Origin of the sequence: Kribbella sp. CA-294648 (genome assembly GCF_050943845.1) — a bacterium.
GTDB lineage: Bacteria > Actinomycetota > Actinomycetes > Propionibacteriales > Kribbellaceae > Kribbella.
The window spans coordinates 6,120,639-6,146,155 of sequence record NZ_CP191981.1 but is presented as its reverse complement, the minus strand read 5'-3'; the positions used below and the strand labels follow the sequence as shown (position 1 = coordinate 6,146,155).

The 25,517-nt window shown below is 68.3% G+C and carries 27 protein-coding genes and 2 tRNA genes; 18 read left to right on the top strand and 11 right to left on the bottom strand.

Annotation, left to right across the window (positions count from 1 at the left end; translation table 11 throughout):
• Positions 1-38: 38 nt before the first annotated feature.
• On the bottom strand, positions 39-902 hold the full coding sequence (locus ACQPYM_RS29050; RefSeq protein WP_433006668.1) for a 3-methyladenine DNA glycosylase: 864 nt from the start codon (positions 900-902) through the stop codon (positions 39-41).
• Positions 899-1,387 (bottom strand): GNAT family N-acetyltransferase, encoded by a 489-nt coding sequence (locus ACQPYM_RS29045; RefSeq protein WP_433006665.1) that lies wholly within the window; start codon positions 1,385-1,387, stop codon positions 899-901. Before ACQPYM_RS29045 ends, ACQPYM_RS29050 begins: the two co-directional genes overlap by 4 nt.
• A gap of 117 nt (positions 1,388-1,504) precedes the next feature.
• Here ACQPYM_RS29045 and ACQPYM_RS29040 point away from each other — a divergent pair, with 117 nt between their 5' ends.
• The 5 genes from ACQPYM_RS29040 to ACQPYM_RS29020 all read left to right on the top strand — a co-directional run bounded on the left by ACQPYM_RS29040 (position 1,505) and on the right by ACQPYM_RS29020 (position 5,128).
• A complete protein-coding gene (locus tag ACQPYM_RS29040) occupies positions 1,505-2,293 on the top strand; it encodes a fumarylacetoacetate hydrolase family protein (RefSeq protein WP_360286815.1) in 789 nt (262 codons plus the stop codon).
• Positions 2,286-3,824 carry a glutamate--tRNA ligase gene (gltX, locus tag ACQPYM_RS29035; protein WP_433006662.1) on the top strand — a complete coding sequence of 513 codons (1,539 nt, stop codon included), beginning with the start codon at positions 2,286-2,288 and terminating at the stop codon, positions 3,822-3,824. Before ACQPYM_RS29040 ends, gltX begins: the two co-directional genes overlap by 8 nt.
• Positions 3,824-4,783 carry a lysostaphin resistance A-like protein gene (locus tag ACQPYM_RS29030; RefSeq protein ID WP_433006659.1) on the top strand — a complete coding sequence of 320 codons (960 nt, stop codon included), beginning with the start codon at positions 3,824-3,826 and terminating at the stop codon, positions 4,781-4,783. Before gltX ends, ACQPYM_RS29030 begins: the two co-directional genes overlap by 1 nt.
• 116 nt (positions 4,784-4,899) lie before the next feature.
• Positions 4,900-4,971 (top strand) — tRNA-Gln (locus tag ACQPYM_RS29025).
• 81 nt (positions 4,972-5,052) lie between these two features.
• Positions 5,053-5,128, top strand: a tRNA-Glu gene (locus tag ACQPYM_RS29020).
• A gap of 127 nt (positions 5,129-5,255) precedes the next feature.
• Here the strand turns inward: ACQPYM_RS29020 and ACQPYM_RS29015 are convergent.
• Complete coding sequence (locus ACQPYM_RS29015) at positions 5,256-5,975, bottom strand: IclR family transcriptional regulator (protein ID WP_360286824.1); 720 nt, start codon at positions 5,973-5,975, stop codon at positions 5,256-5,258.
• A gap of 132 nt (positions 5,976-6,107) precedes the next feature.
• Here ACQPYM_RS29015 and leuC point away from each other — a divergent pair, with 132 nt between their 5' ends.
• From leuC to ACQPYM_RS28990, 5 genes are all read left to right on the top strand, one after another.
• A complete protein-coding gene (gene leuC, locus ACQPYM_RS29010) occupies positions 6,108-7,538 on the top strand; it encodes a 3-isopropylmalate dehydratase large subunit (RefSeq protein ID WP_433006655.1) in 1,431 nt (476 codons plus the stop codon).
• A gap of 13 nt (positions 7,539-7,551) precedes the next feature.
• Positions 7,552-8,151 carry a 3-isopropylmalate dehydratase small subunit gene (gene leuD, locus ACQPYM_RS29005; RefSeq protein WP_433006652.1) on the top strand — a complete coding sequence of 200 codons (600 nt, stop codon included), beginning with the start codon at positions 7,552-7,554 and terminating at the stop codon, positions 8,149-8,151.
• Between the two features lie 271 nt (positions 8,152-8,422).
• Positions 8,423-9,589, top strand: a complete 1,167-nt coding sequence (gene corA, locus ACQPYM_RS29000) for a magnesium/cobalt transporter CorA (RefSeq protein WP_433006649.1) — start codon at positions 8,423-8,425, stop codon at positions 9,587-9,589.
• A gap of 80 nt (positions 9,590-9,669) precedes the next feature.
• Positions 9,670-9,855: a hypothetical protein gene (locus tag ACQPYM_RS28995; RefSeq protein ID WP_433006646.1), complete on the top strand. Its 186-nt coding sequence runs from the start codon at positions 9,670-9,672 to the stop codon at positions 9,853-9,855.
• 258 nt (positions 9,856-10,113) lie between these two features.
• Positions 10,114-10,695, top strand: coding sequence for an HU family DNA-binding protein (locus ACQPYM_RS28990; RefSeq protein WP_433006643.1), 582 nt, complete (start codon positions 10,114-10,116; stop codon positions 10,693-10,695).
• Between the two features lie 117 nt (positions 10,696-10,812).
• Here the strand turns inward: ACQPYM_RS28990 and ACQPYM_RS28985 are convergent, their stop codons facing one another.
• Positions 10,813-11,019 carry a hypothetical protein gene (locus ACQPYM_RS28985; protein WP_433006640.1) on the bottom strand — a complete coding sequence of 69 codons (207 nt, stop codon included), beginning with the start codon at positions 11,017-11,019 and terminating at the stop codon, positions 10,813-10,815.
• Positions 11,020-11,039: 20 nt separating this feature from the next.
• Positions 11,040-11,711, bottom strand: a complete 672-nt coding sequence (gene cofC, locus ACQPYM_RS28980) for a 2-phospho-L-lactate guanylyltransferase (RefSeq protein WP_433006637.1) — start codon at positions 11,709-11,711, stop codon at positions 11,040-11,042.
• 16 nt (positions 11,712-11,727) lie between these two features.
• Here cofC and ACQPYM_RS28975 point away from each other — a divergent pair, with 16 nt between their 5' ends.
• Positions 11,728-12,534 carry a lysophospholipid acyltransferase family protein gene (locus tag ACQPYM_RS28975; protein ID WP_433006634.1) on the top strand — a complete coding sequence of 269 codons (807 nt, stop codon included), beginning with the start codon at positions 11,728-11,730 and terminating at the stop codon, positions 12,532-12,534.
• Positions 12,531-13,535 (top strand): NAD(P)H-dependent glycerol-3-phosphate dehydrogenase, encoded by a 1,005-nt coding sequence (locus ACQPYM_RS28970; RefSeq protein WP_433006631.1) that lies wholly within the window; start codon positions 12,531-12,533, stop codon positions 13,533-13,535. The genes ACQPYM_RS28975 and ACQPYM_RS28970 overlap by 4 nt, the downstream gene beginning before the upstream one ends.
• Here ACQPYM_RS28970 and ACQPYM_RS28965 read toward each other — a convergent pair whose 3' ends face one another.
• A complete protein-coding gene (locus ACQPYM_RS28965) occupies positions 13,536-14,669 on the bottom strand; it encodes an ROK family protein (RefSeq protein ID WP_433006628.1) in 1,134 nt (377 codons plus the stop codon).
• Between the two features lie 73 nt (positions 14,670-14,742).
• Here ACQPYM_RS28965 and ACQPYM_RS28960 point away from each other — a divergent pair, with 73 nt between their 5' ends.
• Both ACQPYM_RS28960 and ACQPYM_RS28955 read left to right on the top strand, forming a co-directional pair.
• Entirely contained in the window at positions 14,743-15,837 is a 1,095-nt protein-coding gene (locus ACQPYM_RS28960) for a Gfo/Idh/MocA family protein (RefSeq protein WP_433006625.1), read from the top strand.
• A gap of 11 nt (positions 15,838-15,848) precedes the next feature.
• Positions 15,849-16,856: a sugar phosphate isomerase/epimerase family protein gene (locus ACQPYM_RS28955; RefSeq protein ID WP_433006622.1), complete on the top strand. Its 1,008-nt coding sequence runs from the start codon at positions 15,849-15,851 to the stop codon at positions 16,854-16,856.
• Between the two features lie 62 nt (positions 16,857-16,918).
• Here the strand turns inward: ACQPYM_RS28955 and ACQPYM_RS28950 are convergent, their stop codons facing one another.
• Entirely contained in the window at positions 16,919-17,716 is a 798-nt protein-coding gene (locus ACQPYM_RS28950) for a MerR family transcriptional regulator (RefSeq protein ID WP_433006619.1), read from the bottom strand.
• A 104-nt stretch (positions 17,717-17,820) separates the two neighbouring features.
• On the opposite strand from ACQPYM_RS28950, the gene ACQPYM_RS28945 reads away from it, so the two are divergent.
• Positions 17,821-18,621, top strand: coding sequence for a class I SAM-dependent methyltransferase (locus ACQPYM_RS28945; RefSeq protein ID WP_433006616.1), 801 nt, complete (start codon positions 17,821-17,823; stop codon positions 18,619-18,621).
• A gap of 3 nt (positions 18,622-18,624) precedes the next feature.
• Here ACQPYM_RS28945 and ACQPYM_RS28940 read toward each other — a convergent pair whose 3' ends face one another.
• Positions 18,625-19,770, bottom strand: coding sequence for an MFS transporter (locus tag ACQPYM_RS28940; RefSeq protein WP_433006613.1), 1,146 nt, complete (start codon positions 19,768-19,770; stop codon positions 18,625-18,627).
• An 86-nt stretch (positions 19,771-19,856) separates the two neighbouring features.
• Here ACQPYM_RS28940 and ACQPYM_RS28935 point away from each other — a divergent pair, with 86 nt between their 5' ends.
• Positions 19,857-20,639 carry a DeoR/GlpR family DNA-binding transcription regulator gene (locus ACQPYM_RS28935; protein ID WP_433006610.1) on the top strand — a complete coding sequence of 261 codons (783 nt, stop codon included), beginning with the start codon at positions 19,857-19,859 and terminating at the stop codon, positions 20,637-20,639.
• Positions 20,636-21,796: an MFS transporter gene (locus ACQPYM_RS28930; protein ID WP_433006607.1), complete on the top strand. Its 1,161-nt coding sequence runs from the start codon at positions 20,636-20,638 to the stop codon at positions 21,794-21,796. The genes ACQPYM_RS28935 and ACQPYM_RS28930 overlap by 4 nt, the downstream gene beginning before the upstream one ends.
• Here the strand turns inward: ACQPYM_RS28930 and ACQPYM_RS28925 are convergent.
• Genes ACQPYM_RS28925 through ACQPYM_RS28915 form a run of 3 tightly spaced genes read right to left on the bottom strand, consistent with a single transcriptional unit; the run spans position 21,793 to position 24,091 of the window.
• Positions 21,793-22,389 carry a nucleoside deaminase gene (locus ACQPYM_RS28925; protein WP_433006604.1) on the bottom strand — a complete coding sequence of 199 codons (597 nt, stop codon included), beginning with the start codon at positions 22,387-22,389 and terminating at the stop codon, positions 21,793-21,795. The two genes, ACQPYM_RS28930 and ACQPYM_RS28925, sit on opposite strands and share 4 nt — an antisense overlap.
• Positions 22,389-23,495, bottom strand: a complete 1,107-nt coding sequence (locus ACQPYM_RS28920) for a trans-sulfuration enzyme family protein (RefSeq protein ID WP_433006601.1) — start codon at positions 23,493-23,495, stop codon at positions 22,389-22,391. The genes ACQPYM_RS28925 and ACQPYM_RS28920 overlap by 1 nt, the downstream gene beginning before the upstream one ends.
• Positions 23,492-24,091: a TetR/AcrR family transcriptional regulator gene (locus ACQPYM_RS28915; protein ID WP_433006597.1), complete on the bottom strand. Its 600-nt coding sequence runs from the start codon at positions 24,089-24,091 to the stop codon at positions 23,492-23,494. Before ACQPYM_RS28915 ends, ACQPYM_RS28920 begins: the two co-directional genes overlap by 4 nt.
• 160 nt (positions 24,092-24,251) lie before the next feature.
• Here ACQPYM_RS28915 and ACQPYM_RS28910 point away from each other — a divergent pair, with 160 nt between their 5' ends.
• A complete protein-coding gene (locus ACQPYM_RS28910; RefSeq protein WP_433006594.1) occupies positions 24,252-25,505 on the top strand; it encodes a cytochrome P450 in 1,254 nt (417 codons plus the stop codon).
• The last annotated feature ends 12 nt before the right edge of the window (positions 25,506-25,517 follow it).

Sequence of the window (25,517 nt, the reverse complement as noted above, 5' to 3'; positions counted from 1 at the left end):
GAGCAAGCCTACGGGCGCCCACAGACAGTTTGCGGCAGCTAGCCAGCCTGAAGCTGAAGCAGGTCGTTGCAGAGCTCGACCAGCCCAAGGCGGAGAGGGCGGGCTCGGGCGGCGAAGGTGCGTTGGGATGCCGCGTACTGCGCCTTGCCGGCCGGTGTCTCGATGGGGACCGGGTCGTAGCCGAGGGCGGTGAGTTCGTACGGCGAAGCGCGCATGTCGAGGGTGCGGATGTCGCGGGCCAGCTTGAAACAGTCGAGGAGTAAGGAGCTCGGAGCGAACGGCATGAGTTTGGTGGCCCACTTGTAGAGGTCCATGTTGGCGTGGAGGCAGCCGCCTTGTTCCAGCTGAGGCTGTGCTTCCCGCGTTGGTTGCAGGACGTTGAGCGGACGCGCCGGCTGGGTGAAGAAGCGGAAGGCGTCGAAGTGGGAGCAGGCGATCTTGTGGGATTCGACTACTCGGTCGGTGCCGTCGGAGCCCAGGCGGAGCGGCCAGGCCTCGTGGCGGATTTCGGGAGTCCGGTAGACCATCGCCCACTCGTGCAGGCCGAAACAGCCGAACTGCGGCTGGCGGCCGGCTGTTGCCGATAGCAACTTGCTGATCCAGCCGATGCTGTCGGCACGCCGCGAGATCTCCGCCGGGTCCAGCCGCGCGGCGCCTTCGGAGTACAGGTAGCCGCGCTTTCCCTCATACTGCGTCGCGCCGCGCAGGCTGATGCCCGGTCCGGGGTGCCAGAGCCGGAGTTGCTTGGGGCGAGTCGGGTAGTAGGTGAAGAGGAAGTCCTCGACCGGATGCTTCTCGCCGCGCCGGCGGCGGTCCAGGTGGCCTGCCAGCAGCGCGTCGACCCGCTGGACATGGGCCGCCTGCAACGGCTCCCACTCGGCGGGCTCGAGGGTGACGGTCACAGGTCGAGGGAGAAGGCGTACAGGTCGATGCCGGGGCGGGGAGACCAGTCGCGTTCGGGGAGACGGGTGAAGCCGAGCCGCTCGTAGATGCGGTGGGCTGTGGTCATGTAGGTGGCGCTGGACAGCACCACCCGGTGAAAACCCAACTCACGGCTACGGTCGACGCAGTGCTGGGTCAGCGCAGTACCGATGCCGAGGCCGCGGGCCTTGGCGGAGACCCCGAGCATGCGGAACTCACCTTCGCCGTCGCGGCCGAGCTCGCCGTAGACCGAGCCGGGGACACAGAAGGTCACCGTGCCCAACAGATCCGTCCCGACGGTGGCGATCCACAGCTCTGCCTTGGCGGCGCGGTCCGCGGCGTTGCGCAGCGTCAGCCCGTAGTCGGAGCCCGGGGGGATGAAACCGTCCACGGAATAGGCCTCGGCGGTCAGCTCACCCACCGCGTCGTACTCCGCGGGCAGTGCCAGCCGGATGTCAGTCGTCACCAGATAACTGTCTCACCCCGGTACGACGGTAGGCTCGGGGCCGCTGCACCACCAACACACGCAAGCCGGTGCACCACCAACACACCTAGTCCTCACACACCCTCACGAAGGCCTGACGTGCGCATCGCCAGATTCTCCGTCGACGACGAACCGAAGTACGGGATCGTCGAGACCGATGACCCCGAGGGGCTCGTCGGCACCGTCGCCGTGCTCGACTCGGACCCGCTCTACCGGCCGGTCCAGTTCACCGGCGAGCAGCTGCAACTGGCTGACGTCCGGTTGCTGGCCCCGGTGATCCCGCGCAGCAAGGTGGTCTGCGTCGGGCGCAACTACCGCGCGCACGCCGAGGAGCTGGGCAACGAGGTGCCGGCCGAGCCGATGATCTTCCTCAAGCCGAACACCTCGGTGATCGGCCCGCGGGACGGCATCGTCTACCCCGAGCAGACCAACAACCTGCACTTCGAGGGTGAGCTGGCGATCGTGATCGGCCGGATCTGCCGTGACCTGCCCAAGGAACGCGTCAACGAGGTGATCTTCGGCTACACGATCGCCAACGACGTCACCGCGCGGGACCTGCAGAAGACCGACGGCCAGTGGGCCCGGGCGAAGGGGTACGACACGTTCTGCCCGCTCGGCCCGTGGATCAGCACCGAGCTGGACGTGTCCGACGTACGGGTGACCACCACGCTGAACGGCGAGCCGAAGCAGGACGGCCGGACCTCGCAGTTCATCTTCGACATCCCCGAGGTGCTGGCCTACATCACCTCGTTCACCACGTTGCTGCCCGGCGACGTGGTGCTCACCGGCACCCCCGCGGGTGTCGGCCCGATGCTGCCCGGCGACGAGGTCGCGATCAGCATCGAAGGACTCGGAACTCTGACGAACAAGGTGATCGTGCGTGACTGAAAGGCCTGCCCCGACCGACGACGACGTCCTCGGAGGCTTGGAACCGAACCAGGTACGGGTGCGCTTCCCACCGTCGCCGACCGGTCTGCTGACCGTCGGCAACATCCGCAGCGCGCTGTTCAACTGGGCCTTCGCAAGGCACTACGGCGGCAAGCTGGTACTGCGGATCGAGGACACCGACGCCGCCCGCAACACCCCGGAGGCGTTGCAGTACACGCTGGACTCGCTGCGCTGGCTCGGCCTGAACTGGGACGAGGGCCCCGAGGTGGGCGGCGAGTTCGGGCCGTACCTGCAGTCGGAGCGGATGGACACGTACGCCGATGTCGTGGCGAAGCTGCTGGCCGCGGGCCGGGCGTACCACTGCTACTGCTCGCAGGAGGAGCTCGACCAGCGCCGCGAGGCCGCTCGCTCCGCCGGTCAGCACAGCGGGTACGACGGTCACTGCCGCACGTTGACGACCGAGCAGGTGCAGGCCTATCTCGACGAGGGCCGGCGTCCCGTCGTCCGGCTGCGGATGCCGGACCGGCCGATCACCTTCGACGACCTGGTCCGCGGCGAGATCACCTTCCTGCCGGAGAACCTGGGCGACTACGTCCTGGTCCGGGCCAACGGCTACCCGCTCTACCCGCTGGTGAACCCGGTGGACGACGCGCTGATGGAGATCACCCACGTACTGCGCGGCGAGGACCTGCTGTCCTCGACGCCCCGGCAGATCGCGCTCTACGACGCGCTGGCCGAGATCGGGATCGGCTCCGGCCGGACACCCCGGTTCGGGCATCTGCCGTTCGTGATGGGCGAGGGCAACAAGAAGCTGTCCAAGCGCGACCCGGGGGCCGGCCTCGGTGAGTACATGGAGCGCGGCTTCCTGCCCGAGGGCCTGCTGAACTACCTCGCCCTGCTCGGCTGGTCGATCGCCGACGACCGCGACGTGTTCACCATGGACGAGATGATCAAGGCGTTCGACATCCGCAAGGTGAACGCGAACGCGGCCCGGTTCGACCCGAAGAAGTGCGAGGCGATCAACGCCTCCCACATGCGGATGCTGGACCCGGCGGAGTACACCCGCCGCGTGGCGCCGTTCCTGGCCAAGGCCGGGGTGTTGCCGGCCGAGCCGTCGGCGGAGCAGCTGGAGTTGCTCGGCGCCGCCGTACCGCTGGTCCAGGAGCGGATGAACACGCTGTCGGAGTCGGTCGAGATGCTCGCCTTCCTGTTCGTGCCGGACGAGGCGTTCTCGGTCGACCCGGACTCCGCGGCCAAGGTGCTGACCGGCGACGCCGGCGCAGTACTGGAGGCGACGACCCAGGCGCTGGCCGGGGTCGGTGAGTGGAAGACCGAGGCGATCGAGCAGGCGTTGCGCGCGTCGCTGATCGAGGGACTCGGGCTGAAGCCGAAGAACGCGTTCGGCCCGGTCCGGGTGGCGATCTCCGGCCGCCGGATCTCGCCGCCGCTGTTCGAGTCGCTGGAACTGCTCGGACGGGAGCGCTCGCTGCACCGCATCGAGCAGGCCCGCACGGCCCTCCCGGCAGACTGATGCGGTACGCCGGTACGCCGCGTCCCGGGGTGGTCGTCGATCCCCGGGACGCCGGCCCGCAGCCGTACCACCGGCTGCTCCGCAACGACGTGACGCCGACCGGCTATGTGCTCCTCGGGGTACTGGCCGTGCTGGTCGGCTGGATGTTCCTCAGCCTGCTGATCCTGGGGACGCAGCAGACGATCCGGACCGATCCCAAGGGCACCGTCTCCTGGTTCACGCTGCTGGCGACGAACCTCTCGCTGATCGTGCTGATCCCGCTGACGATGTTCGTCGCGACCAAGCTGAACAAGCAGACGCCGGGGCTGTTGTCGTCCGTGGTCGGCAAGCTGCGCTGGCGTCCGCTCGCGGTGTTCCTGGCGGCAGCCGTCGTGCTCGAGCTCGTGATGCTGGGGATCATCCAATTTGGCGGGGTCGAGGTCCTGGGCGATGGGTCTGGGATCGCGTCGGATGCGGCCGCGGTCATTGCTGTGACGTTGCTGACGTCGACGTTCCAGGCCGCGGGGGAGGAGTACTTCTTCCGTGGCTATCTGTTGCAGGCCGTCGGTGCGCTGGTGCGCAGCGCGCTGATCGCAGTACTGGTGACGACGGTGCTGTTCACGATGGCGCACGGGATCTGGCCTTGGGAGAGCCCGGCGTTGTTCCTGGACCGGTTCGCGTTCGGCCTGGTCGCGGGGTGGCTGGCGATCCGGACGGGTGGGCTGGAGGCGCCGATCGCGGTGCACGCGGCCAACAACGTGATCACCTTCATCTACGCGGCTCTGACGGACACCGTGGGAGACAGCCTGGGAGCTGCTGACGCGCCCTGGTCGCTCGTAGCGGTGGACGTTGTGAAGTTCGCCGCCTTTGGTGTCATCGCGCTTTTGCTGACCCGCAGGCAAGGCCTGGCAACCCAGTGCGAGCTACCGCTGGCAACCCAGCCGATCCTCGGCAACGGCCGCGGCAAGAAACTGGTGTGACGGGTGTGACAACGCCGGGCCGCGACCTCGTTTTGGTGTCTGGCGCCTTGCTGAGATAGGCTCAGCGGGCCAGGTTGTGAGGGCGGAAACAAGCTCACAACCGCAGAGAAATGCCTTGGGGTATGGGGTAATTGGCAGCCCGTCTGATTCTGGTTCAGTTAGTCTAGGTTCGAGTCCTAGTACCCCAGCGAGCGATTGGACCGCGCCGACGAAAGTCGGTACAGTTCATCCTCGTTGCCCGGCCCGCAAGGACCGAGCAACAACCCTCTGGCCCCGTTGTGTAGCGGCCTAGCACGCCGCCCTCTCAAGGCGGTAGCGCGGGTTCGAATCCCGTCGGGGCTACCAGAGAAAGCGCCTCTCACTCACCGAGTGAGAGGCGCTTGTTGTTTGTCTCACAGTGGTCTCGTGGTGAGTAACTGGAACAGCCCGCCGCGAGGGGCGCGGCGGGCTGTTCGTAGTACGGGGTGTGCTGTTACTCCGAGGCGCGGCGAAGAGCTTCTGAGAGGCGCTCGGCGGCAGCCATGACGGCGGGGGCGTGCATGCGGCCGGGTTGCCTGGAGAGGCGTTCGATCGGGCCGGAGACCGAGACGGCGGCGATCACCTTGCCGGAGGGGGAGCGGACCGGGGCCGAGACCGAGGCGACGCCCTGCTCACGTTCGCCGACCGAGTGGGCCCAGCCGCGGCGGCGTACGCCGGCCAGGGCGGCTGCGTTGAAGGTGGCGTTGTGGAGGCCGCGGTGCATCCGCTCCGGGTCCTCCCAGGCAAGCAGTATTTGCGCTGCCGACCCGGCCGACATGGTCAGCTGACTGCCCACGGGAACGGTGTCGCGCAGACCCGACGGACGCTCGGCGGCCGCGACACAGACGCGGTACTCGCCCTGGCGCCGGAACAGCTGGGCGGACTCACCGGTGATGTCGCGCAGTCGCGCCAGCACCGGACCGGCTGTCGCCAGCAGTCGGTCCTCACCCGCAGCGGAGGCCAACTCGCTCAGTCGCGGCCCCAGCACGAAGCGTCCCTGCATGTCGCGCCCCACCAGCCGGTGGTGCTCGAGGGCAACGGCGAGCCGGTGCGCCGTCGGCCGGGCCAGTCCCGTCGCTGCCACGAGTCCGGCCAGGGTCGCCGGTCCGGACTCGAGCGCGGACAGAACGAGAGCTGCTTTGTCGAGAACGCCGACTCCGCTAGAGTTGTCCATGAGACGATATTGCCGTCTCGAATCGTGGAACGCAAGTCGCTTGTGCGGCTCCGTGCGGAGCACTGTAAGTGAAGCAGCCGGAGCACGGTGGGCGATACGGGCCGCACCACACTTCTTGAAGGAGCTTGTCTGATGGGTAGGACGTTGTCGGAAAAGGTCTGGGATGCGCATGTCGTGCGCCATGCCGACGGAGAGCCCGACCTCCTCTACATCGATCTCCATCTCGTCCACGAGGTGACCAGCCCGCAGGCCTTCGACGGACTCCGGCTGGCCGGCCGGAAGGTCCGTCGCCCGGACCTGACCATCGCGACCGAGGACCACAACGTCCCCACCCTCGACGTGGACAAGCCGATCGCCGACCTGACCTCGCGGACGCAGGTCGAGACGCTGCGCAGGAACGCCGCGGAGTTCGGCGTCCGGATCCACACCCTCGGCGACCCCGACCAGGGCGTCGTACACGTGATCGGCCCGCAGCTCGGCCTGACCCAGCCCGGGATGACCGTGGTCTGCGGTGACAGCCACACCTCGACGCACGGCGCGTTCGGCGCGATCGCGTTCGGCATCGGCACCAGCGAGGTCGAGCACGTGCTCGCCACCCAGACGCTGATGCAGGCCCGGCCGAAGACGATGGCGGTCACCGTCGACGGCGTCCTGCCGGACGGTGTCTCGGCCAAGGACCTGGTGCTCGCGCTGATCGCCCAGGTCGGTACCGGCGGCGGCCAGGGCTACATCGTCGAGTACCGCGGTGAGGCGATCCGCGCGCTGACGATGGAAGCCCGGATGACGATCTGCAACATGTCGATCGAGTGGGGCGCCAAGGCCGGCATGATCGCGCCGGACGAGACGACCTTCGCGTACCTGAAGGACAAGCCGCACGCGCCGCAGGGTGTCGACTGGGAAGCCGCGGTCGAGTACTGGAAGAGCCTGGCCACGGACGAGGACGCGACGTTCGACCGCGAGGTCGTACTGCGGGCCGAGGACATCGCCCCGTTCGTGACCTGGGGAACCAACCCTGGCCAGGGCGTCCCGCTGTCGGCCAACGTGCCGTCGCCGGACGACTTCGACAACCCGAACGACAAGATCGCCGCCGAGCGCGCCCTGGAGTACATGGGCCTCACCGCCGGTACGCCGCTGCGCGAGGTCAAGGTGGACACCGTCTTCCTGGGCTCCTGCACCAACGGCCGGATCGAGGACCTGCGGGCCGCGGCCGGCGTACTGGCCGGGCGGAAGGTTGCCGACGGCACCCGGATGCTCGTCGTCCCGGGGTCGGGCCGGGTCCGGCTGCAGGCCGAGTCCGAGGGGCTCGACAAGATCTTCAAGGAGGCCGGGGCCGAGTGGCGTGGCGCCGGTTGCTCGATGTGCCTGGGCATGAACCCGGACCAGTTGACGCCGGGCGAGCGCAGCGCCTCGACGTCGAACCGCAACTTCGAGGGCCGGCAGGGCAAGGGTGGCCGGACGCACCTGGTCTCGCCGCTCGTCGCCGCGGCCACGGCCGTCACCGGCACCCTGGCTGCACCGGCGGATCTGGAGCCGCTGGAAGTCGCCGTACCCGAGAACGTCTGAGGACAAAGGAATCATGGACGCCTTCACCCAGCACATCGGCACCGCGGCCCCGCTGCGGCGCAGCAACGTCGACACCGACCAGATCATCCCCGCCGTCTACCTGAAGCGGGTCACCCGGACCGGCTTCGAGGACGGGCTGTTCGCTGCCTGGCGCAACGATCCCGCGTTCGTCCTGAACCAGCCCGAGTACGAAGGTGTCTCGGTCCTCGTGGCCGGGCCGGACTTCGGTACCGGCTCGTCGCGTGAGCACGCCGTCTGGGCCCTGATGGACTACGGGTTCCGGGTGGTCGTGTCGTCGCGGTTCGGCGACATCTTCCGTGGCAACTCCGGCAAGGCCGGCCTGCTCGCGGCACTCGTCGAGCAGGACGTGGTGGAGAAGCTGTGGACCGCGATCGAGAACGACCCGGGTACCAAGGTCACGGTCGACCTGGAGCACAAGACGCTCTCGGCCGGTGACATCTCGGCGCCGTTCGAGATCGACGACTACACCCGCTACCGGCTGCTCAACGGCCTCGACGACGTCGGCATCACCTTGTCCCACGAGGCCGACATCACGGCGTACGAGGCCGGCCGGCCTGCCTTCAAGCCGGCCACCCTGCCGGCCAAGGCGTAACGCACCACGGCGTTATCCCGATAACTGCGGTGTTATCCTTGCGCAGTTGTCAGTACAAGGCCGAGTAGTCAGCACAGCGAGATCCTGGAGGTGGGGCGCCATGAGCAGCGAACCCTCCAGACATACGGATCTCGCTCGGCCTTGAGGCGCTGAACTCCTTCTCAGGTCAGGTTGTACCCCCGCGCGGTTCGCCGCGCGGGGGTGACCTGCGGCGCGGGGCCGGGCGATTTGTCGCCCGTTGATCCCACACCTCGTACCTGGAGGACCCGCCATGTCCGACCTTCGCCTGCGCACCCTGCGTGCGTTCAGCCGCACCCCCTCCCTCCGCGCCGCCGCCCGCCGGTACGCCGGTACGCCCGCCGCGCCCCTTTCCGCCGAGCCGACGCCGGCTCTCGCCACGGGCCCGAAGCCCAAGGGCCACAGCGTCGTCGACAGCGCCATCTACTGCGACGGCGCACGGGTGGCGTCGCCGCAATCGCTGGCCGAGACCTACCAGGTGCTGCACGAGTCGCCGGAAAGCCTTGCCTGGATCGGCCTGTACCGGCCTGACCGGCGCGAACTGACCTCGCTGGCCCAGGAGTTCGACCTGCACGAGCTGGCGATCGAGGACGCCATCCAGGCCCATCAGCGGCCGAAGCTCGAGCGGTACGGCGACACCTTGTTCGTCGTCCTGAAGGCTGCTCGCTACCGGGACGCGACCGAGGAGGTCGAGTTCGGCGAGGTGCACCTGTTCGTCGGCCCGGACTTCGTGGTGACGGTCCGGCATGCCGAAGCACCCAACCTGGCCGCGGTCCGGCGCCGGGTGGAACGCGATCCCGAGTTGCTGCGCCGCGGCACCGAGGCCGTTCTCTACGCGATCATGGACAAGGTCGTCGACGGTTACGCGCCCGTCGTCGCCGGTCTCGAGAACGACATCGACGAGATCGAGACCGAGGTGTTCCGCGGCGACCCGAAGGTGTCGCGGCGCATCTACGAGTTGTCCCGCGAGGTGATCGAGTTCCAGCGCGCGACCCGGCCGCTGGTCGGCATGCTCGACTCGTTGCGGGCCGGCTTCGACAAGTACGGCGTCGACGAGGAACTCCAGCGATCGCTGCGCGACGTGGCCGACCACGTCACCCAGGTGGTCGAGCGGGTGGACGCCTTCCGCGAACTGCTGCGCGACATCCTGACGGTGAACGCCACGTTGGTGGCCCAGCAGCAGAACGAGGAGATGAAGAGCCTCACCGTCGCCAGCAACCACCAGAACGAAGAGGTGAAGCGGATCTCTGCCTGGGCGGCGATCCTGTTCGCGCCAACCCTGATCGGCACCGTGTACGGGATGAACTTCGACTACATGCCCGAGCTGCACTGGGAGTTCGGCTATCCGTTCGCGGTCGGGCTGATGGCGATGGTGTGTGGTGGTCTGCACCTGATCTTCAAGCGACGCGGCTGGTTGTAGTACCCGGCGCGGGGTACCGGTTCGGGGCTGTCGCAACGGTTTACGCTGCGACTCCGGATGTCTCGAGGAGGTAGTGGGCTATGTGGCTGTTCCTGCGGCGACGACTCATCATGTGGGCGGTGCTGGCGATCGCGGTGCCGTTGCTGGACTGGTTGCTGGGCAAGGTCAGTGAGCAACTGAAGGCACGCAAGGGCGAGAACCCGGTGTCCAGGGGGCTCGACACGGCCCGGTCCGGCGTCCGGACCCTGCGCGGAAGGCGCCGCTGAAAGGGCTACTGAAAGGGCCGCTGAAACCCCTGCCGGGGTGCGATCCTGGTTGTGGCGGACGTCACCGTTGGTCGCCGGTTCGTTGCTCTGAAGGGAATCGAGAGTGCCCTGGACGGCGAATCCGGGACATTTTTGGCCCGAATCGCCTGAAACAAGGGCGAATTGCCGCGTTGGTGTTTGTGAACACGCCGAAGAGTCCATAACGTTCACGGAAGATCGAGCGCTGTGCTCGACGCCATCGTTCACGGAGGGAAGACAGTGAACAAGAGCCAGTTGGTCGAAGCGCTCGCAGTGCACTTCGACGGAAATCGCCGTTCGGCCCAGCACGCCCTGGAGTCGGTGATCGACACCGTCCAGCGCGAGCTGACCAAGAAGGGCGGCAAGGTTGCCATCACCGGGTTCGGTGCCTTCGAGGCCATCGAGCGCGGCGCTCGCATGGTCCGCAACCCGCGGACCGGTGAGACCAAGCGCGCCAAGAAGACCGTGGTTCCGAAGTTCCGCGCGGGTGCGGAGCTGAAGGCCGTTGTCTCCGGTGCGAAGAAGCTGCCGAAGCTGACGACGCCGAAGCCGGCCGCCGCCACCAAGGCAGCCGCTCCGGCCAAGAAGGCCGCGCCGGCCAAGGCCGCCGCGACCAAGACCGCCGCCAAGAAGGCGCCGGCCAAGGCCGCTGCCACCAAGACGGTGGCCAAGAAGGCCCCCGCCAAGAAGGCTCCGGCCAAGACGGTGGCCAAGAAGGCCCCGGCCAAGAAGGCCGCTCCGGCCAAGGCCGTTGCCAAGAAGACGGTGGCCAAGAAGGCTCCCGCCAAGAAGGCACCGGCGAAGCGCGCTGCCGCCCGCTGACCCGTCAGCATCGCAGTAGGCAGTTCTCGCACCATCAGCGAAGGCCGGTCACCCCACACCAGGGGCGACCGGCCTTCGCCGTTGTTGTCTTGAATGCCTTCGGTGGCGCGGGGTTGCTCAGGGCAAAGTGATGAAGTGGACTTCGGAGATCGCCAGGCCGGCGCCCGAGCCGGTGGTGGTGAGGCGGACTCGTTGGCCGAGGCGGAGCAGACGCACCGGAGTACCGGCCAGGGCTTCGACGTCGAAGGGGAGTTCGATGCCCGTGTCGGTCAGGACCGCGCCGGAGGCCGTCGCTGGGTCGTAGCGGCTGACAGTTGCTTGCATGCCCTTACGGTAGCGGCCTTTCAGCAGGCCAGACCCTCGGTGCCTGTCGCGGCTCCCATCACCAGCGACATCACGTCAGCCGTCCGGGGACCGACGCCAAGCTGTACGGCGTGCGCCAGGTCGGCCGCAGTGTCCACGTCGCGCCGCAGCGACTCCAGGACTGCCAGCTCGATCGGTACTGCGCCGGATGCCTGGTGAGCTTGCGCGGAACCCACACCGAAGCGGGGATCCAGCGGAACGCCCGGAGCAGCCGCCAGCATCGTCGTACCGGTCCCTGGCTCGTCGATGACGAAGTTGCGGGCTGCTGTGCAGGCTGCCAAGGCTGCCGTCAGTTCGGTCGGCCGTAGAGCCGGTAGGTCGGCAGAGAGCGCCGCTACTCCCGCCTCTGGGTACTGCGCCGCCGCCACCGCTGCACCGTGCTCCAGAGCCCCGTTGAGCCCTGCACCAGGGAGGTCCGGTACTACCTGCGCCCCGATCGCTGTGACGTCAGCTGCGACCACTGGGTCGTCTGTCACGACCAGCACGGCCAGGACAAGCCGGGACTCGAGTGCTGCGGCAGTAGTGTCAACTGCGAAGGCACGGGCCAGCTCCGGACGGTGCTGTGGGTAGGCGGAAGCGAGCCGGCTCTTTGCGATCGCCGTACGCTTCACCGGGATCACCAGGGTCCAGGGAGCGACCTGTAGGTCTGCCATCAGGCAGGATTCTCCCATGACCGAGGGCAACGACAGCCACCAGGAGGCAGCAGTGAACGGCCAGCGAACCGCCGAGGGGCCTCGGCCACGCCGGGGGTTCTGGTTCGGCCTGGTGGTCGCCATCGTCAAACCGTTCATGCTGATCTGGACCAAACAGGATTTCCGCGGCCGGGAGAATGTGCCGCGAACCGGTGGCATGGTGTTCGTGACCAACCACATCTCGCACTTCGACCCGTTCGTGATCGGGTTCTTCCTCTGGGAGTGCCGGCGGATCCCGCGGTTGCTCGGCAAGGCGTCGCTGTTCAAACTGCCGATCGCGGGCCGGATCCTCACCAGCGCGGGACAGATCCCGGTGTTCCGCGACTCGGCCGAGGCCGCCGACGCATTCCGGGCCGCGGTCGCCGCCGTCGAGAAGGGCGAGTGCGTCGGTGTCTATCCCGAGGGCACGATCACCCGCGACCCGGAGCTGTGGCCGATGACGGGCAAGACCGGGGCCGCGCGGATCGCGCTGATGACCGGCTGCCCGGTGATCCCGATCGCGAACTGGGGCGCGCAGGAGGTGTTCGCGTCGTACGGCAGTCTGCGGGTCCGGTTGCTGCCGCGCAAGACGATGCGGGTGACCGCCGGTGAGCCGGTCGACCTGAGCGCGTTCGAGGGCAAGCCGATCACGAACGAGCTGTTGCACGAGGCAACCGAGGTGATCATGCGGCGGGTGGCCGCGGAGCTCGGCGTACTGCGGGGGGAGACTCCGCCGCCGGAGCTCTTCGATCCGCGCAAGCACAAGGCTGTTGATGACAACGGTGAGGATGGGGAGACTCGATGACCAAGGTTGCGGTGTTCGGTGCGGGGTCCTGGGGGACCGCGTTCGCCATTGTCCTGGCCCAGGCCGGTAATCAGGTCTCCGTCTGGGGGCGCCGCGAGTCGCTGTGCGAAGCGATCAACACGCGGCACGAGAACCCCGACTACCTGCCCGGCCTGCAACTCCCGGACGCCATCACCGCAACCCATGACCCGGCCGCTGCCGCCGATGGTGCCGAGGCGATCGTGCTCGCCGTCCCGTCCCAGTCGCTGCGGGACAACCTGCGCGACTGGGCCGACGTGCTGCCGGCCGCGGTACCGCTGGTTTCGTTGATGAAGGGCGTCGAGGTCGGCACCACCAAGCGGATGAGTGAGGTGATTGCCGAGCTGACTGGTGCCGGACCTGAGCGGATCGCTGTGGTCTCGGGGCCCAACCTTGCGCGGGAGATCGCGGAGGGGCAGCCGGCTGCTGCGGTTGTCGCTTGTGCTGATGAGGGGACCGCGGCACGGCTGCAGAAGCTCTGCCACTCGCCGACCTTCCGGCCTTACACGAACAACGACGTGATCGGGTGCGAGCTCGGTGGCGCGACCAAGAACGTGATCGCGCTGGCCGTGGGGATGGCTGTCGGGTTGGGCTTTGGCGACAACGCGCGGGCGTCCGTGATTACCCGCGGCCTGGTGGAAACAGCACGCCTCGGTACTGCGCTGGGCGCCGATGTCCATACGTTCTCCGGGTTGGCGGGACTGGGCGACCTGGTCGCGACGTGCTCGTCACCGCTGTCCCGCAACCGGACCTTCGGCGAGAAACTCGGCCAGGGAATGACGGTCGCGGAGATCGCGGGTGCGACTCGTCAGGTGGCCGAGGGCGTGAAGTCCTGCGAGTCGATCACCGAACTGGCGCACCACCACGACGTCGAAATGCCCATCGTCGAGCACGTGACGAAGGTGGTCGCGGGCGAGATGACGCCGAAGGACATGCTGTTCAGCCTGGTCTCGCGCTCGGCGAAGTCCGAACGTTGGGGATGACTACAAGCCCAGGGCGTGCTGCAGGACGAGAGCGGCCGCGCCCTGGATGGCGGCTTGGTGGCCGGCCCGGGACGTGACGACCTGGAGTTCGGTGGTGGCCAAGGGCAAGGATCTGGCATAGATCGCTTCCCGGATGCCCGCCAGCAGACTGTCGCCTGCTTGCGAGAGCGATCCGCCGATGACGACGACGGACGGATTGAGGAGACTGACGCACGCCGCCAGGACGGTGCCGATCTCGCGGCCGGCTTGGCGGACTGCTTGGGTGGCGACAGCGTCTCCGGCGCGGACCAGATCGACCACATCCAGGCTGGTCTTGGCGTGCAGGCCGGTGGTGCGCAGGTGGGCGGCGATGGCGGCGGCTGAGGCGATGGCTTCCAGACAGCCGGTGTTGCCGCAGCGGCAGAGTTCGGTGTGGCCTTCCGCGCGGATGTGGCCGATGTCGCCGGCTGCGCCCTGGGCACCACGGTGGAGCCGGCCGCCGCTGATGACTCCGGCGCCGATACCGGTCGCGACCTTCACGTAGAGCAGGTGCTCGACGTCGGCGTACTGCGTGGTGTGTTCGCCGAGCGCCATGATGTTCACGTCGTTGTCGACCAGGACCGGGCCGGGCAATTCCCGGGACAGTCGCGCGACCACGTCGTACGAGTCCCAGCCGGGCATGATCGGTGGGTGGTTCGGTCGGCCGGTGCTGTGCTCGACCGGGCCGGGTAGGCCCACGCCGGTACCGGCAAGGTCGTCGACGGACCGGCCTGCCGCGGCGAGCAAGTCGCGACCGGCGGCGGCTAAGGCGGCAAGGACAGTCTCAGGGCCTTCGGCGATGTTGAGGGCCGAGGTGGTGCTGTCGAGGATCGTCCCACTGAGGTCTGTCAGGGCCACCGAGAGATGGGTCGCGCCGACGTCGGCCGCGAGGATCAGTCGCGCGGACGGGTTGAACCGGAATCGCGCCGGTGGGCGGCCGCCACTCGAAGCAGCCTCGCCGGACGGTACGACGAAACCCGCGGAGACCAGCTCCTCGAGCCGCCCGGTGACGGTGGACCGGCCGAGACCGCTCAGGTCGATCAGCTCCGCACGGGTTCGCGGCCGGCCGTCGAGCAGCAGCCGCAGTACCCCGTGGGCGGGACCGAGCTCGGTCATCGGCAGCACTTTCGTCTCAGGGCGCCAGGCTTTTGCTTGACGGGGAACAAAAGTTCAACATAGCGTCGCCGTCATGTCCACCACAGCGCGAAAGCTCAGGGTCGGGATCGTCGGTGGCGGCTTCATGGGACGGGTGCACGGCCGGTCCGCGATCGTCGCCGGCGCCCAGCTCGTCGGCGCGGTCGGTTCCAGCCCGGAGCGCGCGGAAGCGGCGGCCGAGGCGACCGGAGCCGAGCGAGGTTTCGCCACCCTCGACGAACTGCTTGCCGCCGACATCGATCTCGTCCACGTCTGTACGCCGAACAGCACGCACCTGCCGGTCACCTTGCAGGCGCTCGAGGCGGGCAAGCACGTCATCTGCGAGAAGCCACTGGCCACCTCGGCCAAGGACGCGACCGGGTTGCTCGCGGCGGCGCAGGAGGCCGGCCGCGTCGCGACTGTGCCGTTCGTCTATCGCTATCACCCGATGGTGCGCGAACTGCGGACACGGATCGCCGAGGGTGGGGCCGGTCAGATCACCAGCCTGCACGGGAGCTACCTGCAGGACTGGCTGGCCGGCGAGAACGACCAGAACTGGCGCGTGGACGACGCGGCCGGCGGCCCGTCCCGGGCCTTCGCCGACATCGGATCGCACTGGTGCGACCTGACCGAGTTCGTCACCGGCGACCGGATCGCCGATGTCAGCGCGCAGACCCGCACGATTCGCGCGACCCGCGGCGGGGCCGAAGTACGGACCGAAGATCTGGCGACCGCGCAGTTCCGTACCGCGGCCGGCGTCGTCGGGACCGTCGTGGTCAGCCAGGTCGCGGCCGGTCGCAAGAACCGCTTGTACCTGGAGGTCTCGGGCACTGAGTCGAGCTTCGGCTTCGACCAGGAGGACCCGGATCGCTTGTGGGTCGGGCGACGCGCCGCCAGCCAGTTGCTGACTCGCGACCCCGACACGCTCAGCCCGCCGGCGGCGCGGGTCAACCGGTTGCCTGCCGGGCACGCGCAGGGCTACCAGGACGCGTTCGACTCCTTCGTCGCCGACTCCTACGCGGCTGCCCTGGACGGCGACCAGCCCGACGGCCTGCCGGACTTCGCGGCCGGCGTCCGCTCTGCCCATCTCGTTGACGCCGTACTGCGCTCTGCCGCAGCCGACGGCGCCTGGACCACTGTCGACAACTGAGGAGCCTGCACATGCCACGCCCGATCACCCTGTTCACCGGTCAGTGGGCCGACCTGCCCTTCGAGGAGGTCTGCGGTCTCGCCGCGTCCTGGGGGTACGACGGCGTCGAGATCGCCTGCTCCGGTGACCACTTCGACGTCCAGCAGGCGATCGACGACGAGAACTACATCGCCGGCCGGCACGAGATCCTCAAGCGGCACGGGCTGGAGGTCTACGCGATCTCGAACCACCTGGTCGGCCAGGCGATCTGCGACGACCCGATCGACTTCCGGCACGAGGCGATCCTGCCGTCGCGGGTCTGGGGCGACGGTGATCCCGAAGGCGTCCGGCAGCGGGCGGCCGAGGACATGAAGAACACCGCACGGGCCGCGGCCAAGCTCGGCGTGAAGACGGTGATCGGCTTCACCGGGTCGTCGATCTGGCAGTACGTCGCGATGTTCCCGCCGGTCCCGGCCGAGCGGATCGAGGCGGGGTACCAGGACTTCGCGGATCGGTGGAACCCGATCCTGGACGTGTTCGACGAGGTCGGGGTGCGGTTCGCGCACGAGGTGCACCCGTCGGAGATCGCGTACGACTACTGGACCACCGTGCTGACCCTGGAGGCGATCGGGCACCGTGAGGCGTTCGGGCTGAACTGGGACCCGAGCCACATGGTCTGGCAGGACATCGACCCGGCCGCGTTCCTGTGGGACTTCAAGGACCGGATCTACCACGTCGACTGCAAGGACACCCGGATGCGGACCGGCGGCGGCCGCAACGGCCGGCTCGGCTCGCACCTGCCGTGGGGCGACCCGCGACGCGGCTGGGACTTCTACTCGACCGGCCACGGCGACGTGAACTGGGAGGACTGCTTCCGGGTCCTCAACTCGATCGGCTACGACGGCCCGATCTCGGTGGAGTGGGAAGACGCGGGCATGGAGCGCAAGGTCGGCGCGGCGGAGGCGGTCGACGTCATCCGCAAACTCGCCTTCGACAAGCCAGAAGCCGCCTTCGACGCAGCCTTCGCCACGGACAAGTAGGCAGGTCTAGCAGTCGCGCGCTAAAGGCTGAGGCACGCGCGCGGCTGCTGTGCTGCTGGAGGTTAGGCGAGTTCTAGTTGGACTTCGACCAGCCAGGTGGACTGGGCGTTGTCGGGGGCTTCTAGGTAGTGCTCTCGCCACGTCGGGCTGGTGGGGGTGCGGTTGCTACTGGCCGCCCAGTCGGTCAAGGCTTGGTAGGTGGTGGAGATCGTGCTCATGGGGCCGTGGTGGAGGAGTGACGCCACCTGGGTCGACGGGAGCGTGTGGGGGTCGAGGTCGGGGACCGATCCGGCGGGGACGACGTAGCCGGCGGTCACCTGGACCGTGGGGTCGTTCGCGTTGGGTTGGTAGCGGGCGACCGGTGTCGTGCGATCGGCGCCGGCTGCTTCCATCCGGTCGATGACCTGATCGAAGAGCGCCTGTACTACGGCGCCGGTGCTCTCGCGGCTGGCGTCGGCGGCCGGGACTGAGAGAGCGGCGATGGTCACACCTTCGACGTGCTTGACTTCGACGTTCATCTGGGGCTCCTGTTCGAGTAGTCGGAGTCTCGCTGTGACCCGGTCGAGGGTGTGCCGGTTGTGCCGGACCTGGCGCTCCAACTCCGCTTCCCGGAGCCGGAGCATCCCGTGCAGTTCCGCCGGGCTGATGCCCTCGCGGAGCAACGTGCCGACTTCGTCCAGGGTGAAGCCAAGCCCTTTAAGTGCGAGCAATTGGTTGAGCACCGGCAGTTGGGCAGCGTCGTACGAGCGGCGGGCGGTGAAGGGATCGACGTGAGCCGGGACGAGCAGGCCGAGAGCGTCGTAATGACGCAGCATGCGCGTTGAAATCCCGCCGAGCCGGGCAAATTCTCCGATGTTCATCATGGCCCCTCCACTCTCCGACTTCCCACAGTGTCAACTGCAACCTGGCCTAGTGATTCACTAGGCCCGGTCAGGTGGTGATGGCGGCGCGAGGGGAGTGGGTTGTGGAGTTGGATTGGGGTTTGGGGGAGTACGAGGGGACTGGTGAAGTCTTGTTGCCGGTTTCTGAAGTGGTGGTGGGGATGAGTGAGCCGTTGGCGGGTCGGCGCGTTGTGGATTTGGGGTGTGGAACTGGAAACGCGGCGTTGCTGGCGGCTGGGCGGGGCGCTGTGGTGACTGGGGTTGATCCTGCTAAGCGGTTGGTGGAGGTGGCCCGGAAGCGGGCTGCTGAGCGGGGGTTGCAGGCCGAGTTTCTGGTTGGCGATGCGGGGTCTATTCCGGTGGAGGACCGTGCCGCGGATCTGCTGTTGTCGGTGTTCGCGGTGATTTTCGCGCCGGACGCCCGGGCGGCGATCGCCGAGATGACCCGGGTGACGGCGCCCGACGGAGTGATCCGGCTGACCTCGTGGGTTCCCGGCGGATCGATGATGACGATCACCCAGGTCGCCGGCAAGTTCATGAGCGAGGTGTTCGGCGGTGGAGGTCAGCCGGCTGGGCCCAAGCCGTTCGCCTGGCACGACGAGGCGGACCTGCGCGAAGCCTTTGCCACGCACGGGTTCCAGGTCGAACTGGAGCGCCACTCGATCAGCGTCACGGCGGCGTCGCCGGAGGAGTACCTGGAGAATTCGGCGCGGCACCCGATGGCGGTGAGTTCCGCTCAGGCGCTCGCTTCACGACCTGACGGCGACGAGTTGGGGGCCGAGCTCGCCCGTCAGTTGCTGGTCGCAGTACGGGAAGTGAATGAGGACCCGGCGGCGTTCAAGGTGTCCAACGAGTATGCGGTCGTGACCGCTCGGCGGGGTTGAGGGTCAGCTGCGGACGACGGCGGGCCGTAGTACGGCGGAGAAGGCCGCGATGCCGGTGGCGAGCAGCGTGACGAGGATGAACGAGATCGTCAGGCTGCTGCCCTGGGCGATGCCGCCGATGATCGACGGGGCGATCAGGCCCGAGGTGTAGGTGACGGTGGCGACACCGGCGATCGCCTGGCTCGGGTTGGGGCCGGTGCGGCCTGCTGCGGCGAAGGCGAGCGGGACGACCACCGCAATGCCGAGGCCCAGCAGGCCGAAGCCGGCCATGGCCATCACCGGATGATTCGCCAGGACCACTAGTACTCCGCCCAGAGTGGCGACGGCTCCGCTGACCCGCACGGTCCGTACTGCGCCCCACCGATCAACCACCTTGTCGCCGGCGATCCGGGCCACAGCCATCGTCAGTGCGAAGCCGGTCGTGGCTGCAGCGGCCACACCGGCCGAGGAGTCCAGCACGTCGCGCAGGTAGACCGCGGACCAGTCCAGGCTCGCCCCCTCCGCGAAGACCGCGCAGAAGCCGACAGCACCGATCAGCCACGCCGACTTGGGCGGCAGAGCGAAGCGTGGCGGCGCTATCTCGTCCTCGGCCGGATGCAGGTTCAGCACCCAGTTGCAGACCCACATCCCAGCCAGAGTCAGTACTACGGCCGCTAGCGCATGGTGCAGCTGGGCACTCACCTCGAGGTGGGCGGCGACCGTGCCGATCCCTGAGCCGATCAGCGTTCCGACGCTCCACATCCCGTGCAGCCCGGACATGATCGAGCGGCCGAGCCGGTGCTCGACCTCGACGCCGACCGCGTTCATCACGACGTCGGCCATCCCCGCGGAGGCGCCGTACACGAACAGCGCGGCGCACAGCGTGATCAGGTTGGGTGCGAGCGACGGCAGGACGAGGGAGAGGGTCCAGAGCGCGATCAGCCCACGAAGTGCGGCGCGGCTGCCGAAGCGGTGACTGATCCGCGCGGCCAGCGGCATCGTCAGCGACGCGCCGATCGCCGGGAACGCGAGCGCCAGCCCGAGCTGGCCGGCGCTGACCGAGGCGTGGTCCTGGATCCACGGCACCCGCGTCGCGAACGACCCGGTCACCGCACCGTGCACGCAGAAGACCGCGGCCACGGCGTACCGGGCGCGCCGAATCTCGGTCATCGACCCCACTGCGCCAACCCCTCATCAGAATCCACCATCCGAACAAACGGTTTGTTCGATCGAACAAATGGAAGTAGCTTTACCCAGTGAAGAGTACGGAACGGCAGCGCGTCATCGTCGAGCGTCTCAAGGCGGCACCCCGGGTCGGCGTGGCCGAGCTGGTGACCGCGACGGGCGCCTCCGACATGACGGTCCGGCGCGACCTCGACTACCTGGCGGCCCAGGGCGTGCTGAAGCGCGTCCACGGCGGCGCGATCGCGGCGATGCCGACCGGTGTCGAGCCGCCCTTCGCGGCCCGGGTGATCGCGGATCTCGGCCCGAAACAGGCGATCGCGCGAGCCGCGGTCGAGCACCTGCGCGACGGCGAGACGATCGTGCTCGACAGCGGTACGACGGCGCTCGAGGTCGCCAAGCTGCTCCGCGATCGGGCGGTTACGGTCATGCCGCTGTCTCTTCATGTCGCCCAGGAGCTCATCGACGCGCCGCGAGTCCGGTTGCTGTTGCCGGGTGGCGAGCCGAGGCCGGGGGAGCTGGCGATGGTCGGTCCGCTCGCGCTGGCCTCGCTCCGGGCGGTGAGGTTCGACGTGGCCGTGCTGAGCCTGTGCGCGTTCAGCCTCGACGCGGGGATGACCGCGTTCGACCTGGGTGACGCCGAGGTGAAGCAGCAGGCGATGGCGGTGGCGACGCGAACGATGGTGCTGGCCGACGGCGCCAAGTGGGAGCGCGCCGCGCTCGCCTACATCTGCCCGGCCGAGCGACCCGACCTGATCATCACCGATTCCACCGCGCCCGAAGAGTCCCGCACGCTGCTCGCGCAGCGCGGAGTACTGGTCGAGGTCGCGGACTCCACCCTGGAAGGGCTTTCTTGAGCATCGACATCGCCACCGCCGCGCCCCCTCGCGCGGCCCGGGTGGCTACCTGGACCTACTTCGGCCTGAACGGCTTCGGGGTCGGCATGTGGGTCGTGCACATCCCGAACATCGAACGCGCGACCGGCATCTCGCACAGCACTCTCGGCCTGCTCCTGCTCGTCCTGGGCGCTGCCGCCTTCACCGGGATGCAGGTCGCCGGCCCGCTGGCTGACCGGGTCGGTCAACGCCGGCTGGTGCCCGCGGCCGGTGTGCTGCTCGGGCTCTCCCTCTTCGGGCCTGGCCTGGCGAACAGCTGGTGGACGCTTGGCCTTGCGCTACTCGCGTTCGGCTTCGGCAACGGCTCGATCGACGTCGCGATGAACTCGCAGGCGGTGGTGGTCGAACGCTTGTACCCGCGGCCGATCATGGCCGCGTTCCATGCGATGTGGTCGATCGGCGGTGCGTTCGCGGCGCTGATCGGCGCGGCGGCGCTGAAGGCCGACGTACCGACTGCTGTCTCGCTGAGCGGGGCGGGCGTGGTCTGCATCGTGATCTCGCTGGTCGCGAGCCGCTTCCTGATCGAGGCACCCAAGGAGCCCGAGCCGGCCGAGAATGAGCCGGAGCGAGTCGCGCCGCCGACCAAGCTCGTCTGGCAGTTGGGTGGGCTCGCCTTCGCGCTCATGCTCGCCGAAGGCGTCGCCAACGACTGGGCCGCGCTGCAGTTCCGCGACGTCCTCGAGACCTCGACCAGTACTGCGGCCTACGCGTACGGCGCCTTCGCGGTCGCGATGACCATCGGGCGCTTCGCCACCGACCGGGTCGCGGCAATCGTCGGACCGGCAGCCATCGTCCGGTACGGCGCTCTGCTGGCCGCCATCGGCCTCACCACCGTCATCGTGGTGCCCTGGGTGCCGGTGTCCCTGGTCGGCTGGGCACTGTTCGGTCTCGGCCTCTCCGGCGGCGTACCGCAACTCTTCACCGCCGCGGGCAACCTCGACACCCGAGCATCCGGCGCCCTGATGGCCAAGGTCGTCGGCCTCGGCTACGTCGGCCTACTCGCCGGCCCGGCCTTGATCGGCGCCCTGGCTCACTGGATGCCCCTCAACATCGCCTTCATCCTCCCCGTCGCCCTCTGCGCCATCACGGTCGCCTGCGCCTCGGTGATGAAGCGCTAGAGGAGTGTCGAGGCGAGCTCGTACGCCTTGGCTGCTGACGGAGCGTCGGCGATGCCCGCCGCGACGCACTCGCGGGCCAGCCTGACCGTTGCCCATGGCAATAAGTCGCTCGGTTCCGCCACGATGGCGGGTTTGAAGAGGACGTACCAGAGGGCGGGGAGGAGCGCGCCCCAAACACCGTCCATGCCGTCAGCCGGCCCTGTCGAGACCGGCCAGCGATCCGACAAGAGGTCGGGTAGCAACGCCGGTACCTGAGCGCAGCTGTCCCAGAGCGGGTCAGCGCCCGCGTAGCTGACCTGCCCGACGCAGGCCAGCCGGAGGGCGCTCAGGCAGAGCAGGCATGGCTGGAGCGTCGTGCGCAGAGTCCAGTCGCGGTAGTCGCCGCTGGGGAGTTGGGCCAACACGTTGATTTCGGCGTGAGCGATCGCAGTACCGGAGAGCTGGCCGGGAGGGTTGGACCCTTCCGCCCGGCGGTTGCGTCCCCTCAGGACGACCTGGCCCGCTGGGTCGAGCAGGACGGCGCCTACTGGGAAGCTGCCCGCCTGCAAGGCTTCCCAGGCCAGGTCGAAGGGCTGCTGCCAATCCGGGTCCATCAGGCTTTGAGGGCCTGCGCCAGGTCGGCCCAGAGGTCTTCTGGGTGTTCGATGCCGACGGAGAGGCGGATGAGGTCTTCGGGGATGGTCGGTACTTCGATGGCCCAGCGGCGGCGGCGTTCGAGCATGGACTCGACCCCGCCGAGGCTGGTGGCGTGGACCCAGAGCTGGGTGCTTTCGCAGACGCGCTGGGCGCCGGCCGCGTCGCCGCCGAGCTCGAAGGCGAGGATGGCGCCGAAGCCGGACATCTGGGTGGCGGCCAGGGCGTGCCCGGGGTCGTCGGCCAGGCCCGGGTAACGGACGAGGCTGACGCGGGGGTGCTCGACCAGTCGAGCTGCCAGGAAGGCGGCGTTGGACTGTGCTCGCTCCAGCCGCAGTGCGAGCGTGCGAAGGCCACGGAGCGCCAGCCAGGCTTCCATCGGACCGGGGATGGCGCCTAGGCTTCTCCGGCGCAGTTCCAGCGCTGACCACAGGTCGTCCGAGTTGGTGACGACAGCACCGAGTACTACGTCGGAGTGGCCGGAGATGAACTTGGTCGCCGAGTGGAGCACGATGTCGGCCCCCATGGACAGCGGCTGCTGCAGGAGTGGCGTGGCGAACGTGTTGTCGACGACAACCGTGGCGCCCGCAGTACGGCCTGCTGCTGCCAACGCTGGTAGGTCCGCGACCTCCATGGCCGGGTTGGTCGGCGACTCGATCCACAGCATGTCTGCACCGACTACTGCGGCTGACACGGCTGCAGTGTCGGTAACACTCACTCGCTCCACAGTCAGCCGACCTGCTGCCGCCTGCTGATCCAGCAGCGCCAGTACTCCGCTGTAGGCGTGCTGGGGCGCTACAACGCGGCCACCGACCGGTACGAGGTCGCAGATAGCAGCTGCGGCTCCCATGCCCGAGGCGAAGCTGAGACAGCGTCCGCCTTCCAGGGCGCCGAGGGTCTCCTCGAGTGCCGTCCAGGCGTTGTTGCCGTAGCGGCCGTAGCCCAGGTCGCCACCCGCGACGTAGGTCGAGCTGAAGACAGGTGACTCACCCATCGGCGCATCTGCCACCCGAGCGGGGCGGCCGGCGTGCACGACAACGGTGGAGGGATCCAGATCAGGCGTCATGCCTGCACTGTAGGCAGCGGGATACCGCCGCCGCGGAGCAGGCCCATCGCTTCGAGTGCCAGGTCCTTGACCTCGGTGCCGTCCGGGTTGTCGACCCAGGTCTGGACGACGATCTCGATGATGTTCATCGTGGTGCCGGCCGCCAGCGCGGCGGTGAACTCCACCGAGTCACCTGCCAGCCGCCCGGTCAGCTCCACGGTCAGTTCGTTGCGCCAGCGCCAGATCAACTCGGCCAGATGCGCGCTGACCGACGACGTCTGATCGGCCAGCTCGTAGACCATCCGGACGCGGTCGGGGTTGCGTTCCAGCTGGTCGAGCACTCGCTCGATGACGCTCTGCAGGCCGTCCGGCAGATCCAGGTCCGTGGGCTGTGCGCGGAACCAGCCGAGCGCGTCGAACAGACTGTCCTCGACGAACTCCAGGACCAGCGTCTCCTTGGTCGGGAAGTACCGGTAGAGCGTGCTCGGCCCGACCTCGGCGGCGGCCGCGATCTGCTCGACCGTGGTCCGGCCGAAACCGTGGTCGGTGAACAGCTCGAAGGCCTTGTCCGAGATCAGCCGGCGGGTCCGTTCCCGCTTCAGCTCGCGAAGCCCCATGCCGTGCCCCTTGCTCGTGCGCCCGTACGCCGGTAGGTGCGGGCAGCGTACACGGCGGGCGACCCGCCGACAGCTGGTCCCAAATGGCGTCGTCAGCCATATGGTTGTTACTACCAATTTTGACTCAGTCGCAAACCCCAGTGAAGCGAGGACCTTGCCGATGACCGAGATCAGTCAGAGCACCCAGGCCGCCTTCCCCCTCACCCGGCCGAGCGGCTGCCCCTTCGATCCGGCCACCGGCTACACCGAGCTGCGGGAGCACGATGGTCCCACCAAGGTGTCTACTCCGGTCGGTGTCGACGCCTGGCTGTTCAGCCGGTACGACGAAGTGCGTTCGGTGCTGACCGATCGCCGGCTCAGCTCGCGCGTCGCGCCGTCGATGCACGTCTTACCGGGGGCGAACCTGGAGGAGGAGGTGGAGTCCGGCTCGCTCCTGCAGACCGACGGGGAGCAGCACACGTATCTGCTGCGGTTGTTGACGAGCGAGTTCACGATGAAGCGGATCCGGGCGTTGCAGCCGCGGATCCAGCAGCTGATCGACGAGCACCTCGACGCGATGCTCGCCGTCGAGGAGGGCCCGGTCGATCTGGTCCAGGCGTTCGCGCTGCCGATCCCGTCACTGGTCATCTGCGAACTGCTCGGGGTTCCGTACGCCGATCGCGACGAGTTTCAGCACCGCAGCGCCGTACTGGTCGCGGTCGACCGGCCCGAAGAGGAAGTTGACCGGGTCTACGGGGAACTGCAGCAGTACATGGCCGGTCTGGTGATGGCCAAGCTCGCCCATCGCGAGGACGACCTGTTGTCCCGGCTGATCACCAGAGGCGAGGAGCAGGGGCGGCCGCTGACCGTGCCCGAGCTGGTGACGATCGGGATCACGCTCCTGATCGCCGGCCACGAGACGACGGCCAACATGATCGCCCTGAGCACACTCGCGCTGCTGCGCAACCCTGAACAGTTCGCGGCCTTGCGCGACAGTCCGGAGCTCGCCTCATCCGCCGTGGAGGAAATGCTGCGCTATCTGTCCGTTGTGCAGTTCGGCCTGTTCCGGCACGTAGTGGAGGACCTCCCGGTCGGCGGCACCACGATCAAAGCGGGGGCGTACCTGGTCGCCGCCCTCCCCGCGGCCAACCGCGACGAGTCGGCCTTCCCAGAACCGGACCGGCTCGACGTTTCCCGCCGGCCGTCCGCCCACCTGGCCTTCGGTTTCGGCCCACATCAATGCCTCGGGCAACAACTCGCCCGGGTCGAACTGCGCGAGGTCTTCACCCGCCTGTTCCACCGGATCCCGACCCTGCGCCTGGCCGTCCCGTTCGAGCAGCTCCAGTTCAAGAACAACACCATCGTGTACGGCGTCCAGACGCTGCCGGTCACCTGGGACCGAGAGGTGACGGAGCGAGATCTGAAGAGGTCTTAACTAAACCCTGGT